This is a genomic window from Prevotella melaninogenica (assembly GCF_013267595.1).
In the GTDB taxonomy this organism is placed as follows: Bacteria; Bacteroidota; Bacteroidia; order Bacteroidales; family Bacteroidaceae; genus Prevotella; species Prevotella melaninogenica_D.
The window spans coordinates 1028138-1044142 of the sequence record NZ_CP054010.1; the positions used below are offsets into that span (position 1 = coordinate 1028138).

The window sequence follows — 16005 nt, forward strand, 5'->3', positions numbered from 1 at the left end:
GAAGTATATGTCTCTATGTCATTCTGTCTTTTTATCTCATTCTGTCTGTCAAAGATTTTCACAATCAGCAAGTAAGTCGGGCATAAATAGCGTGCGAATTAACGACTTTTTGGCTTGCAAAAGGTGCCCTTTAAGGCGCTTACTAACGCCCTTTTGAAGTCCTATTAAGCACCTTTTACTTTACTACTTTATAACTGTTTGATTTCCTTGTGGTTACAAACCTGCTTTTACTATGTTTTTTGCCGTTATTTATTGATGTTTTCTTTGGGATAATGTAATGTTTTTTTTAACCCTTATCTGCAGATTTTCGATGTCTTAAAATGAAAAGGATGGGGCTTCAGGATGTTGGAGTGATAAGGTTTGCCACTTGTGTTTAGAGTTTGATGTAATGTCACACGGAGGCACGGAGAGGACGGAGGATTATTAAAACAAAGCAATGGAAGTAACGGAGGCACCGTCGGTGCGTAGAGTGACGGAGCTTGTTAGCAAACTTTGTTAGAGTTATTATGCACAGAGCATTTAACTTAAAACTTATTAGGAATCTGTACGCTGCATCTCCGTTGCTCTTTGTGCTGTCGGCACCTCTGTAATATTGGCTTTACCTCCGTCCTCTCCGTGACTCTGTGTGCCTTATATATAAGAGTTTTATTTTATCAATCCATTTTAGGGAAAACCTTATTTCTTTGTTCTTAATAGACGAAAGCGTTTGTAAAAAGTAATCCTTTTGTGTTTATTATTGTTAAATAATTGATATATGATAAGTGTTGTTTGCATGTTATATGTTATCTTTATATTAAGAAACCTACAAAAGAACGGATGGGAACGTGAGAAATCATGGATAACTTTTGGACACACCTAATTATATATATAAGGCTGCCCCACATCTGTTTTTGTGCAGACCTAAGTCAGAACAAGATTATTATCAAATATAAAATAACTAATGAGAAAAGGAAAGATTCTACCAGTAAGTGTTTTCCTATCTTGCTGCTCTTTGACCGCTTTTGCCAGCAGTCATGTCACTTCGGCTGACAACTTTGGCAAGAACGTAGTCGTTGCTGCAACTAAGGCAAATACCGCAAAGGTATTGGGAACACAGCAATCAAGTGGTGACGTAAAAGTTACCGGAACTATCGTAGACAATGCTGGCGACCCAGTTATCGGTGCTACTATCCGCGTGAAGGATTCGCAGCATGGTACGACCACCGACCTCGATGGTAAGTTTGAGATTATGACACATAAGGGTGCTACGCTTATTGTCAGCTATATCGGTATGAACACTGAGGAGGTGAAGGTTAGCGGTGATGCCCCATTGAACATCACTTTGAAGGCTGAGGCTCATCAGATTGAGGAAGTTGTGGTAACCGCTTTGGGTATCAAGCGTTCTGAGAAGGCGTTGAGCTATAACGTTCAGAAGGTAGGCGGTGAGAACCTTACAACGGTTAAGAACCCTAACTTCATGAATTCACTCTCTGGTAAGGTAGCCGGTGTGAACATCAATGCTTCTTCTGCTGGTATGGGTGGTGCAGCCCGCGTTGTGATGCGTGGTCCTAAATCTATTACCCGTAGCAATCAGGCTTTGTATGTAATCGACGGTGTGCCAATCAACAACACCAGTCAGGGTGAGATTTCAGGTGGTGCGTTCAGTTCACAGCCAGGTTCAGAAGGTATTGCCGATATCAACCCAGAGGATATCGAGTCAATCAGCGTCCTCAGTGGTCCTGCTGCTGCTGCCCTCTACGGTTCAGCTGCTGCGCAGGGTGTCATCATGATCACCACGAAGAAGGGTAAGGAGGGTAAGGTAAGTGTGACAGTAAGTAACAGTACACAGTTTGCTAACCCATTCATCATGCCAGAATTCCAGAACTCTTATGTAAACCGTGCAGGCGAAGTGAAGTCATGGGGCGCAAAGACTCCATCAGTCTATGGTAACTATGAACCAAAGGACTTCTTCAATACAGGTACGAACGTTCAGAACAACGTAGCTCTGACTGCAGGTACTGACAAGAACCAGACCTATATCTCAGTAGGTACAACGAATGCAAAGGGTATCATTCCTAATAACAGCTACGACCGTTATAACTTTGCATTCCGCAATACAACAACGTTCTTGCACGACAAGATGACCTTCGACTTCAACTTCAATTACATCAAGGAGCATGATAAGAACTTGACAGCTCAGGGTCAGTACTTCAACCCATTGACCGCTGTTTATCTCTTCCCACGTGGTGAGAGCTTCGACGCTGTTCGTACATACGAGCTTTACGATGTGACCAGAGGTATCAATGTTCAGAACTGGAACTTCGGTGATGCGTTGAGTATGCAGAACCCATACTGGGTAGCCAATCGTATGGTTCGTTCAAACAACCGCAGCCGTTACATGATCAGTGCAAGTCTTAAGTATAAGATCTTCGACTGGATGGACGTTGTGGGTCGTTTGCGTTGGGACGATGCAGGTACAAAGCAGGAAGACAAGCGTTACGCTTCAACAACCAACCTCTTTGCTCACTCAAAGTATGGTTTCTATGGTTATGACAAGGTGAATGACCGTTCACTCTATGGCGACTTGATGTTCAATATCAACAAGACATTGAATGACTTCTCAGTATCAGCCAACCTCGGTGGTTCGTTCACACGTAACAAGTATAACGTAACAGGTTTCCAAGGCGGTTTGAAGGCACCATCTAACTTGTTTACTCCAAACGCAATCGATTACGGTTCAGCAACCGCTGACAACCGTCCAATCTTCACAGACCATGCACATAAGATTAACTCACTCTTCGCTAACGTAGAGTTGGGCTGGCGCAGTATGCTGTTTATGACCGTAACAGGTCGTAACGATTGGGACTCAGCTTTGGACGGTACTGACAATGTATCTTTCTTCTATCCATCAGTGGGTATGTCAGCAGTTATCTCTCAGATGGCTACACTTCCATCATGGATTAGCTACATGAAGGTGCGTGGTTCATGGGCATCAGTAGGTTCGGCTATCTCTCCAAACATCACCTCACCATGGCGTTATCAGTATAACCCTGCGTCAGGTACTTATAGCACCGTAACTTATAAGTTCCCATCAAACTTCCGTCCAGAGCGTACGAACTCTTGGGAGGCAGGTTTGACATCTCGTTTCTTCAATAATGCACTTACTTTGGATGTTACAGTCTATCAGTCTAACACCCGTAACCAGACCTTCCTTCGTCCTATCACAGGTAGCCAGGGATTCTCTTCTGAGTATGTACAGACTGGTAACGTAAGAAACCGTGGTATTGAGCTTTCATTGGGTTACAACCACAGTTGGGGCGATTTCGCATGGAGCAGCAGCTTCACTTACAGTGCTAACCGCAACAAGATTGTTGAGTTGCTCAACGATCCTAACGAGGTTATCAACCAAGGTGGTTTGAATGGTGCTAACATCATCCTTAAGAAGGGTGGTACGATGGGCGACCTCTATATGACCAGCGACTTCAAGCGTGATGCAGAAGGCAATATTGCTATCAAGGATGGTAACGTATCACAGGTGAACCTTACCAACCCATCTTATCGTGGTTCAGTACTTCCAAAGGGTAACATCGGTTTCTCTAATGACTTCTCTTGGAAGGGTCTTAACTTCGGTTTCGTTGTTACAGCACGTTTCGGTGGTATCGTAATGTCACAGACACAGGCGTTGATGGATGCTTACGGTGTATCAAAGGCATCTGCTGATGCACGCGACAAGGGCGGTATCGCAGTAAACAATGGTTTGGTATCAGCTGAGAAATACTACGCAGTAGTAGGTGGTGAGAACCCAATTTGGTCAGAGTATATCTACAGTGCAACCAACGCACGTATCCAGGAGGCACACCTCGCTTACACCTTCCCACGTCGAATGTTGGGCGGTATGGAGCTGACACTCGGTTTGACAGCTAACAACCTCCTCATGCTTTACAACAAGGCACCATTCGATCCAGAGGCAACAGCATCAACAGGTACCTACTATCAGGGCTTCGACTACCTCATGCAGCCAAGCCTTCGCACACTTGGTTTCAACGTGAAGCTGAAATTCTAAACATTTAACCACTCATTTAATCGAAATATAAATGAAAAAGATTAATATATATAAAGCCATCACTGCCTGCACATTCGCAAGTGCGGTGTTAATCTCAATGCCATCTTGTACAGATGGTTTTCAGGAGGCAAACCGTCCAGGTACAGGTGCTTCTCTCGAAGACCTGTCACGCGACAACTATCAAACCTCTTCTTTCCTCGTACAGATGGAGAACGAGGCTTTCCCTGAGCAGGAGAATGCTTACCAGATGAACGAAGACCTTATCGGTAACTACTTGGGTCGTTACATGACCTATGCTAACAATGGTTTCGCTGAGAAGAACTTTGCTCGTCTCAATGCTCCTAATGGTTGGGTACGCTATCCGTTTAAGGATTCTATGACAAAGACGGTGTCTGCTTTCAAGGCGATTGACAACGTGACAAAGGGCGAAGGACCAGTTTATGCTTGGGCTTTGATTCTCCGTGCACAGTCGTTCATGCGTCTTACAGATATGTACGGACCACTTCCTATCGGTGCTGATGCTACTGACGGTAATGCTTACTCTTCTCAAGAGGATGTTTACAAGAGCATTATCGCTGACCTCAACAAGGCAACAGACGTTATCAAACCATTGGTTGCTTCTAACCCTAATGTTACTATTGCAGAAGAGTTAGACAAGGTTTATCAGGGTAAGATGGCTAAATGGTTGAAGTATGCGAACTCTTTGAAGCTTCGTATTGCTATCCGCATCCGTTATGTTGAGCCAACATTGGCTAAGCAGTTGGGCGAGCAGGCTGTACAGGACGGTGTGATTACAAGCAATGACGACAACTGCGCTATTGCTTATACACCAAACGGACAGTATAAGACATCTGTAGAGTGGGGTGATAGCCGTGCTTGTGCCGACCTTGAGAGCTTCCTCACAGGTTATAACGACCCACGTTTGACGAAGTTCTTCAGCCCAGTAGAGGGCGGTATTCGTTCAGTAATCGGCTGTCGTGCTGCTGCAAAGATTGGTAATAAGACCACAGCAGGTAAGGCTTACTCTGCTGCTAACATTAAGCAGGATAGCAAGGGCGTATGGCTCACGGCTTCTGAGATGGCTTTCTGTCGTGCAGAAGGTGCGTTGGCAGGATGGAGTAACATGGGCGGTACCGCTAAGAGCCTCTATGAAGAAGGTGTGAAACTCTCCTTCGAGCAGTGGGGTGCAGGTTCTGCAACAGCCTACTTGGCTGATAACACATCAACCGAGAAGAATTATGTTGACCCAATCAGCGAGTACGGTGGTGATGTTAGTGCTGTCAGCAATATCACTATCAAGTGGGACGACTCAGCTACTGATGAGCAGAAGATGGAGCGTCTGATTACTCAGAAGTGGATTGCAATGTTCCCTAACGGTCAGGAAGGCTGGAGCGAAATCCGTCGTACAGGCTATCCAAAGGTGTTCCCTCTGGCACAGTCAACAGACTATAGCATCCAGGTTGCTAACCGTATCCCATTTGATATTGATGAGGCTACCAATAACAAGGCAAACTATATTAAGGCTGTACAGCTGTTAAAGGGTAATGACGACTATGCAACCAAGATGTGGTGGCAGCGTTAAACGATATCTATCATACAATAAACATTCGATAAAAAATGAAGAATTTAATAAAGATATTCTTGCTTTCAGCCTGCGCTGCAACGGCTTTCACTGCCTGCAGCGACTGGACTGAGACAGAGGCAAAGGACGGAGCTGACCTTACTCACACAAATAAGTCAGAGGCTTATTATGCTCAACTTCGCGACTATAAGAAGACTGACCACTCTGTAGCTTTCGGTTGGTTCGGTAACTGGACGGGTACTGGTGTTACACATGAGAACTCTTTGGCAGGTCTTCCTGACAGTACTGACTTCGTTTCTCTTTGGGGAAACTGGAAGAATCCAACAGAGGCTATGCTGAAGGATCTCCGCTTTGTTCAGAAGACAAAGGGTACAAAGGTGCTTATCAGTTGCCTTGTATTTGACATTGGTGACCAGATTACTCCAACTCAAACAGACAAGTCCATCACTTGGAAAGAGTGGCGTCATAAGTTCTGGGGATGGGGCAGCGATGAGGCTTCACAGATTGCAGCGACTGAGAAGTATGCAAATGCTATCTGCGACACTATCGCTAAGTATGGTTATGATGGTTTCGACCTCGATGCTGAGCCTTCATATGCTCAGCCTTTCCAGACCGATAAGGAGCTTTGGCAAAACGCTAAGGTGATGGAGGCTTTCGTAAAGACAATGGGCAAGCGCATCGGTCCTAAGTCTGGAACTGATAAGATGTTCGTTATCGATGGTGAGCCTGACGCTATGGCTGCTCAGTATGGCGAATACTTCAATTACTTCATTCTTCAGGCATATAGCTCTTCTGGTAACAGTGACCTAAACGGTCGATTTGCTACTCAGGCAGACCATTTCAAGCAGTATCTTACAGCTGAACAGGTAGCAAAGAAGCTTATCGTCTGCGAGAACTTTGAGAACTATGCTGGTAAGGGTGGTGTAAGCTTCCGTTTAGACAATGGTCAGACCCTCCCTTCTCTCTTAGGTATGGCTTACTGGAACCCTGTTTACAATGGCGTAACCTTTCGTAAGGGTGGTGTAGGAACCTATCACATGGAGTACGAGTATACAGTATCTGGACAGACAGGTAACTATCCTTTCTTGCGCAAGGCTATCCAGATTATGAATCCATCAATCCAATAATCAAGACATTCAAATTATGAAATACAATATTTCTAAGCTTTTCATCGGAGCTGTAGCTATGGCTTCTCTGACAATGCTGGCTTCTTGTGAGAATGCTGAATATTCGCCTCTTTCTAATCAGGCGTATATCGCACAGACCAATACTAATGGTAACTCAAGTCAGAATATTACTATCGGTACGTCGGCTGTCACTTCTTCTGTGAACGTGCGTCTCTCTGACCTCGCTACACAGGACTATACCTTCGAGGTGGTAAGTGACACAACGGCACTTGCTGAATACAATCAGCGTAACGAGACTTCTTACAAGCCACTGCCTGCAAGTCTTTACTCACTCTCTTCTAACGAGGTGAAGATTGAGAAGGGTAAGTCGGTTTCTTCTGATGTGACACTGACGATTAACCCATTGACACAGGCACTGAAGGACAGCGGTCAGAAGTATGCTGTTGCCCTCCGTCTGAAGAGTAAAGATGGCAAGTATGACGTCCTGAACTCTGGTAGTTCAATGGTTTACATCCTCGATCAGGTTGTTTATCAGGCTGTGCCAATCATTAACGCTACACATAACATTCACTTCGCAATGCGTCAGACCTATGATCTTTCACAGTGGACTGTCGAGATGAACGTGAACATGAGCAAGCTCGGTAAGGGACTTGGCGAACTTAACAACCAGACACTCTTCGGTGCATGGGGTAACGATGGTGGTGAGATTTATACTCGCTTCGGTGATGCTCCTATCGAGGGTAACCGTCTGCAGATTAAGACACAGGGTACACAGATGAACAGTAAGCAGCTCTTTAACGCTAACCAGTGGTACCACCTCGCATTCGTTTGCACAGGTACAAAGCTCTACCTCTATGTTAACGGTGCGCTTGATAACTCTATGGACCTCCCTGGTAAGAATACTAACCTCAGCAACCGAATCAACTTCGGTAACACTGATTATCTGAAGGCAGACGTGAAGGTAAGCGAACTTCGCTTCTGGACCGTGGCTCGTACACAGGCTCAGATTGCTAACAATATGTATGCTTGCGATGCTAAGAGCACCGGCTTGGAGGCATACTGGAAGTGTAACGAGGGTCAGGGTGATACCTTCCATGATGCAACAGGTCACGGCAACACCGGTAAGTGTGTAGCTGTTCCAACCTGGGAGCAGAACGTAAGAATCGATGGTAAATAAGTCAAAAGGAAACTCAAATATGAAAATAAACGTATTCAAGTCAGTGCTGGCAGCCTCTTTGGTTGCTGCCACACTGGCATCTTGTCAGAGCGAGCCAGAAGTTGGTAGCACGCTCTACCCAACAGCAGAAGAGAACTACTCTGCAAAGGCTTACCTCTATACTGGTACCAGTGACGGCAACAAGTTATTGCTCGCTGGTGAGAAGTCTGCATCAGCTGTTACCTTGGCGAATGATAGCGCAAAGTTCTATGTTCGTCTCTCTTCTCCAGCAGAAAAAGATGTAACAGTAACATTGGCTGCTACATCTGATGGTGTTGAGGCAAATAGTAGCGAAGAGGTGATGAGCACTGACGCTATCAGCCTTAGCAAGACATCTGTAACCTTCGCTAAGGGTCAGCAGGTATCTGAACCAATCGTCGTTAAGTTGGTCAATGGCGATGCCCTCAAGAACTTGACTATGTTGAAGAACGGCGTTACATCTGTTGTTATCAAGAGTGTTGACGGTGCTGAAACAGCAAAGACAAACACGAAGGTATTGGTTACAACTAACTTCACCTTCAATAACATCAATGCATCTGGTACGCTCAATGCAGACAAGCAGATTGCCTTGAACGAATATCAGATGTCAACTACACTCAGCAGTTCTAATGCAGCAAAGTTGAATGATGGCGATAACAACACCTATGTGTATTCATATACCTATTATGAACCAGAGTTTACAATGGCATTCAATAGCACAAAGGAACTGATTGGTGTTGGTATCCTTTGCAACTACACAAGCTACGGATATGGTGTAAAGAAGGTGGCTGTAGCTACCAGCTTAGACGGTAAGACATGGACAAACATGGGTACTGCCACTGCAGCCTCAACCTATGATGATGATACTCCATTCCCAATTGTATTTAATACTCCAGTAACATGTAAGTTTGTTAAGCTGACAATCCTCCAGAGCTTTGACGAAAGCGAGAACCCACGTTTCTTGATTGGTGAGATTGGTGCTTACGAGTATCTTGATTGGAGCTTATGAGTAAGCGTTAACTTCTATCCGCTCATAGTAGCGCATACAGATTTAGCCTCCGAAGTATTCATTACTTCGGGGGCTTTTTTGTGGTTCTTCCGAAATATGGAGTGATAAATTAAGCCTACTACATATAAAAGGCACACAGAGAGGGGGAGAACACGGAGGTGAAAGCAGACAACCTCACGGAGGTGCCGAAGGCACAAAGAGCGACAGAGGCGTAGTGTACGTGTTGCTGATAGCTTTGGTAAAAAACGTTTTAAGAAATCTTGCAAACCAATGCTTTGGAATGAAGTAGACAAAAACATTAATAAAACTCGCAAATATCCTCTGTTCCTCCATGCACCATTGGTGCCTCTGTGCCTAACGATTTCTACTATATAAAACCTCTGTGCTCTCCATTTCTCTGTGTGACCTATCTTCAAAGTTCTAATCTCAAACGGTGTCACTCCAAATTGCTGAAGAACTTTTTTATGTAAAATACACCTATCAAAGGGACTGATTTTTCTTTACAAATAACGCAATGAAAACAACAAAAACGGAATAGGGGTATGCACTTTTAAGAGCTGCTATAAGTGTTTTATTGTCAAACAGTTGTAAAATTCCATTCTGAAAGGTGCTTAGTAGGCTTTCAAAAGGGTGTTAGTTAGGACCTTAAAGGGCATCTTTTGCAAGCCAAGTGGGCGTTAATTCGAACGTAATTTGTGCCCTTTACAAAAATTGATTGTGAAAAAATTAGACAAAAAGGTGAGCCTTCCATAAGGCGGGAAGTAATCACCGAGCCCCCTGTAAAAACATTTGTTTATTGTGTACATTTTGTTTTAGTGTGTCTGTTCTTTAACTTGCAATTCGTGTCATTTGTAGTTCTTTCAATCTAAATGTGTTTATTCTGTTTAAAACTTGATTATTCTGTCTTCTTAGATTGATCAAATGAATATTCTGTCTTTCAATTGTTAATCTAATGTTATACGTCATCAAATAAAGTATATCTTAAAGTTGCTACTACTTAACGAATAAGAAAAGTATTATTGTGGAACAATAATGTCTATTTTTCTTGGAGTTGTATTATGAAATGCTTAATTTTGTAGTTAATACTTTTGGCAGAATGTTCTATAAATGGAAATGATAATTCTAATTTAATTCTTTTTAGAGTAAAAATGATTCTTCGGATATAACTACTTAAATGGATTGCATAGAGTGCATAATGTTATATTGGTGCTCAAATAAGTACAACCACTTTTGATAGTTTTATCAAGTTTACTGGAGTATAGTAAGTGGAAAATCATGATTTATAAAGCCTACATTAAGTAAGAATGCTATGGGTAAGTTCAATGAGAATATAAATAAAGGTTATGGTAATAAAAGAAGAAGTTCTTGAACTCTTGCAAAGCACAGAGACTTATAGAATAGAACGTACGAGTTCAACAGGTGATATGGATAAGTTTCAGGAGGCTATTTGTGCTTTTTCAAACGATTTGCCAAATTCCCGAAAGAAAGGTTATCTTATTTTGGGTGCTTATGACAATGGGACTTTATCTGGACTAAGAGTTGATGATGCCTTGATGAAACGAATAGCGGGGATTCGCTCTGATGGCAATATCTTACCATTACCGATTATGTCAGTAGAAAGGGTCGAGCTTGAAGGTGGTGATTTACTCGTCGTAGAGGTCTCACCAGCTTTGGTTCCACCAGTTCGATATCGTGGTCGTACCTTTATTCGTATAGGACCTCGTCGGGACATTGCAACAGAGTCAGAAGAAAGAGTCCTTTTGGAGAAGAGAACATCTTATATGGCTACTTTTGATGCCACTCCTTGTTTTGGATCATCATTAAAGGATATTGACACTCAGTTTATAAAATATGAATATCTTCCACAGGTAATAGATGCTGATATTCTTAAGACGGATAAACGCTCTTTGCAAGAGCAATTGGCAGCAATCCATCTTTATGACATAGTTCATGACTGTCCTACGAATGCAGCCATTGTGCTTTTTGGGATAAATGCCTCTTTCTTTCTTCATGGCTGTTATGTTCAGTATGTGCATTTCGCAGGAGAAGATACAGGAAGCGAAATTCTTAACGAAAGGCAGATGCGGGGAAGTCTATGTTCGATACTACCTAAGTTGGAGAGTTTTGTAAAAGATGCTATTGTCACTTCACGTCCAATGCCTGTGAGTATGCTACGAGAACAGATTGTGTTTAACTACCCAGAACTCGCACTTAGAGAGCTACTGATGAATGCTTGTATGCATCGTGATTATCAATCAAATATGCCTATAAGAATTTATCAATTTAGCAATCGTATAGAGATTCTCAATGCTGGAGGCTTATATGGGGAGGCTCGTCCAGAAAACTTCCCTACGGTAAATGATTATCGTAATCCTATTATTGCAGAGGCTATGCGTGGTATGAAGTATGTTAATATGTTTAACCGTGGTATTCAGCGTGTTAAAAATATGCTAAGGGAGAATGGAAATCCAGACCCCATCTTCAATGTCGGTAAAGTAACTGCTTTCGAGGTGACAATACAGCCATCTTTGTCACTTAACTTAGTCACTGATGGAGAAAAAGTGACTAAGTCTGTGACTAAGTCGGCAGAGGTAATGAATGAGGTTATTGCCTTATGCCAACAGCCTAAAAGTCTTACTGAAATTATAACCCATTTGGGACTAAAACATCGTAACAATGCTAAAAGTCGCTATATTGACCCATTGATAAAAGGTGGATTTCTTGAGATGACAATACCTGATAAACCCAATAGTAGGAATCAGAAGTATATAAGTGTATTATCTTAGTCACTTAACTTAGTCACTGATGGAAAAAATGACTAAGTCAGCTGAGATCTTAGAAAGCCCACTTAGCTTAATCTGCCCCCCTTAGTGAGAGTCAAAATGTAAATACTGTTTTGATAATCTTACAGTTTGAAACTATCCAACTATAAAGGACCATTTTCATACTCATTTTTGAGTAAAGAAATGGTCTTTTACTTGCTTTTAGAGGGAAGCCTGATTATAGTTTTAAGATTGTCAAGTTATTAGTTCGTAATTTGACATACATTGCGTGATTGCGGAGATACCTCTAATAAAACTGTTGCTCATATTACGTTCTGTCTTAATGCGTTTATTCTGTATTTGTGCAATTTGTACCATTCATAGTCTTTGTTTATTGTAACTATTCAGCAATAAAACGTATAAAGTATTGTTGATTATCAATAAGTTACATAAACAGATACATACAAATTCTGGTAAAGAATGTCATCTCGAGTCTTTTTGCTACAATATTACGTTTATAAGTTCTTGATATTCAACGTTCATTATCGCTGAATAGTTACGATTCTATCTTTTGAATGTTTATAAATGTTAAATATTAAGGTTAACATAAGTATTATTAGCATTTGAGTTGTTTGAAGTATAGGTGTCATTAGACCAATCTTAGAGAAGGAATACGGAGAAAGGTGTAAATGACTGTTTGTTAATGAGTTGTGGGAAGAGGGATGTGAAGCCTTCGACCACGGCAAGACAGTTATAGCCTAAGAACCTAAGTAAAGCGAACAAGAAGTCCCAAATAACCTATGCCTTACTATATAATAAGGTGTAACAAGATGGAATATTGACATTGCCTAAAATCACTTGAAACAAAATTAGGAAAATAAATAAATAAAAGTTTAAAACCTAAACCTGATGAGAATCTTTAAAGAATCAAAGCAGAAGCATCTGTACTTCTCGGCTGCCTTTGCTCTATCATTAGCATTGGCACCAACAGGTGTCTACGCGGGTACAAACACCAGCACTGCAGTACAGGCAGTACAGCAGAATGGTAATCACAAAGTGACCGGTCGTGTCGTTGACTCAACCGGTGAACCGCTCATTGGTGCTACCGTCCTCGTTGAGGGTACCACTAATGGCACAGTAACGGATATTGATGGTAACTATACCCTTAATACCACTGCAAACGCGAAGCTTGTCTTCTCTTACATCGGTTATGCTGCACAGACCATCCCTGTTGGTGGTAAGGGTACGATCGACGTGACATTGAAGGAAGAGGCAAACACCATGAACGAGGTTGTTGTTACCGCCATGGGTATTATGCGTAAGGAAAAGTCTCTCACCTATGCAACGCAGCAGGTGAAGGCAGAGGACCTCATGAAGGTGCAGGATCCTAACGCTGCTAACTCACTCGAAGGTAAGGTAGCTGGTATCACTATTACGCCAAGTGCTGGTGGTGCTGGTGGTGCTTCAAAGATTGTTCTTCGTGGTAACCGTTCTATCCTCGGTAACAGTTCTCCACTCATCGTTGTTGACGGTGTACCAATGAGTAATGGTATTCGTGGTCAGCAGGGTATGGGCGCAGAGGGCTTCGGTTCAACCGGAACTTCTGAGGGTTCTGACCCATTGTCATTGATCAACCCAGACGATATCGAGTCAATCAATGTCCTCAAGGGTGCTAACGCTGCTGCGCTTTACGGTTCACGTGCTGCCAATGGTGTTGTGATGATTACCACCAAGCGTGGTCGTGAGGGTAAGGTTGATATCAACGTAACCTCAAACATCACTTTCGATTCTCCATTGTTGACACCAAAGATTCAGAAGACTTATGGTGCAGCTTATGACCAAGCAACAGGGGCGTTGTCATTGAACAACTGGGGCGGTAAGCTCGCAGACCGTGCAGATAACGACCTCGTAGTACGCACTCCATTAGACGAGCGTTGGGTAGGTTATCCAGAGGAGCAGATTGGTACAGACGCAAGTGGCAATCCAATCATGGCACGTCGTCATAATGTTTATCTCCGCAATCGTGCAGGTAACGATGTAGACAACTTCTTCCGTACGGGTGTCACAACGAATAACTCAATCTCACTTTCTGGTGGTACAGAGATAGCACGTACCTACGTGTCAGTGGCAAACAGCCATGCAACAGGTATGATGCGTAACAACTCATACAACCGTAACTCTATCAGCTTCCGTCAGACTTATAACTTCTTCAAGCGTTTGCACATTGATGCATCATTGAACTATACTGAGTCAAAGACAAAGAATCGTCCTGGTGGTGGTACGGTAGGTAACCCTCTCTACCATCTCTACACCGCACCTCAGAACATTGATATGGATTACTATCGTGACCATTACATGAATGCTGAAGGTAAGTGGTTGTCAAACCCAGCTTCATATTATAAGTTGAATGGTAAGAACTTCACTTGGGCTGCAGGACAGCGTACAACCTTAACAGGTCCACAGCAGGAATGGGCATACCTCTCTCATCCTAACAACAACCCATATTGGTTGATCAATTCGGGTAATAGTCAGCAGAAGGAGAGCCGCCTCTTCGGTACCTTGCAAGCAAATGTTGACATCTATGATGGTTTGACTTTCCAAGCACGTGTCAACTACAGCCAGATTCGTTTCAAGAATCATGCAACTCGCTTTGCTACCACCTTCCTCCCAGCATCTATGGAAGACTACGGTCGTCTTTGGGATTCAGACGAGAAGACAACAGAGTTCTATACTGACTACCTCTTGTCATATAACAAGACCTTCGGTGACTACTCAGTATCAGCAACAGCAGGTTATGTAGGTCATACTATCAAGGGTGAGTCAAAGGGTACAGATGCCGTTGCAACTTACTACGACCGTCTTATGCGTAAGCTCCCAACAATGGTTAACTACTTCGAGACCAGCGCAGGTGGCTATGGCGTAACAAGCACTTCAAAGAGTTCAAACTGGGACCGCTCATACCTCTTCACAGCACAGTTAGGTTGGAAAGAAACTGTTTACTTCGATGCTTCTTATCGTCGCGACTGGTATCGTCCATTCCGTTACTTCAAGCAGTTGGGTAAGATAGATACCGATAACTACGGTTACTTCGGTGTTGGTGCCAACGCTATCGTAAGTCAGTTGGTGAAGTTGCCAGACTGGTTTAACTTCTTGAAATATCGTGTTTCTTACTCATCAGTAGGTAACTCTATCCCTAATAAGGCATACGGTGCGATGAGCCGTAACCTCCAGACAGGTGCATTGTCAGGTAACAAGTTGCTCGACTTCTCACCAGTACCAGAGGAGACAGGTTCATTCGAGACAGGTATCGAGTCATTGTTCTTGAACAACCGTTTGAGCTTCGACTTCACCTTCTATAACACTATCGTTCGTCACCTCTACATGGAGCTTGGCTCATTGGGTGGTAACACCGAGTTGCTGAACTCTGCAAAGGTACGTAACACTGGTTTTGAAACAACTGTTGGCTATGACTTCAAGTTCGGTAAGGACCTCCGTTGGCGTACATCTTATAACCTCTCATACAACGACAATGAGATTCTTGAGACAGGTTATGATAAGGACGGAACATCACGTAAGTATCAGCAGACTGTAGGTGAGGCAAAGGTAATCTACCAGAAGGGTGGTGCTATTGGTGACATCTATGCAGGCGACTTCATGCGCGATGCAAATGGTCATATCGTATTGACAGCTAAGGGTGAGCCAACATTCGACAAGACAGGTTCAAACGACCGCTTCCTCGGTAACATGAACTCTAAGTGGCAGATGGGTTGGACCAATACCTTTAACTATAAGGAGTTCCAGCTTTCATTCCTCATCAACGGTCGTATCGGTGGTAAGGTACTCTCATTGACAGAGTCATATCTTGACTATATCGGTGCTTCAGAGCGTACAGAGGCAGCTCGTCTCAGCGCAGAGCGTAACAACATCGTTGCAACCAACTATGGTAACGTACCAGGTATGGAACTCAATGATGGTAGCGGTCGCATCGTTCCTATCCAGTCATATTATCAGGCATTGGGCGCATCAAGCAACCCATCAACCTATCTCTACAACGGAACAAACTTCCGTCTTCGTGAGCTTTCATTGGGTTACACCTTCCGTGACCTCTTTGGTATGAATCGTAACTTGACCCTCTCATTCATCGCTCGTAACCTGTTCTTCATCTATAAGGATGCACCAACAGACCCAGACGTATCTCTGTCTACACAGAATGGTCTCGGCGCATTTGAGAGCTTCAATATGCCATCTTCACGTTCATTCGGTTTCTCATTGAAGGCTAACTTCTAAG

7 protein-coding genes are annotated in these 16005 nt (G+C 43.2%); all 7 read left to right on the plus strand.

Annotated elements, in window-relative coordinates; genetic code table 11:
* Positions 1-940 precede the first annotated feature (940 nt).
* On the plus strand, positions 941-4042 hold the full coding sequence (locus FIU21_RS03820; protein WP_004360539.1) for a SusC/RagA family TonB-linked outer membrane protein: 3102 nt from the start codon (positions 941-943) through the stop codon (positions 4040-4042).
* A 31-nt stretch (positions 4043-4073) separates the two neighbouring features.
* Complete coding sequence (locus FIU21_RS03825) at positions 4074-5624, plus strand: RagB/SusD family nutrient uptake outer membrane protein (RefSeq protein WP_004360540.1); 1551 nt, start codon at positions 4074-4076, stop codon at positions 5622-5624.
* Between the two features lie 35 nt (positions 5625-5659).
* Complete coding sequence (locus FIU21_RS03830; protein ID WP_036886456.1) at positions 5660-6751, plus strand: glycoside hydrolase family 18; 1092 nt, start codon at positions 5660-5662, stop codon at positions 6749-6751.
* A gap of 16 nt (positions 6752-6767) precedes the next feature.
* Positions 6768-7928 carry a DUF1735 and LamG domain-containing protein gene (locus tag FIU21_RS03835; protein ID WP_004360542.1) on the plus strand — a complete coding sequence of 387 codons (1161 nt, stop codon included), beginning with the start codon at positions 6768-6770 and terminating at the stop codon, positions 7926-7928.
* A 19-nt stretch (positions 7929-7947) separates the two neighbouring features.
* On the plus strand, positions 7948-8955 hold the full coding sequence (locus FIU21_RS03840; protein ID WP_036886504.1) for a discoidin domain-containing protein: 1008 nt from the start codon (positions 7948-7950) through the stop codon (positions 8953-8955).
* Between the two features lie 1343 nt (positions 8956-10298).
* Entirely contained in the window at positions 10299-11741 is a 1443-nt protein-coding gene (locus FIU21_RS03845; RefSeq protein ID WP_004360545.1) for an RNA/DNA-binding domain-containing protein, read from the plus strand.
* 885 nt (positions 11742-12626) lie between these two features.
* Positions 12627-16004: a SusC/RagA family TonB-linked outer membrane protein gene (locus FIU21_RS03850; RefSeq protein ID WP_004360547.1), complete on the plus strand. Its 3378-nt coding sequence runs from the start codon at positions 12627-12629 to the stop codon at positions 16002-16004.
* Position 16005: the final 1 nt, after the last annotated feature.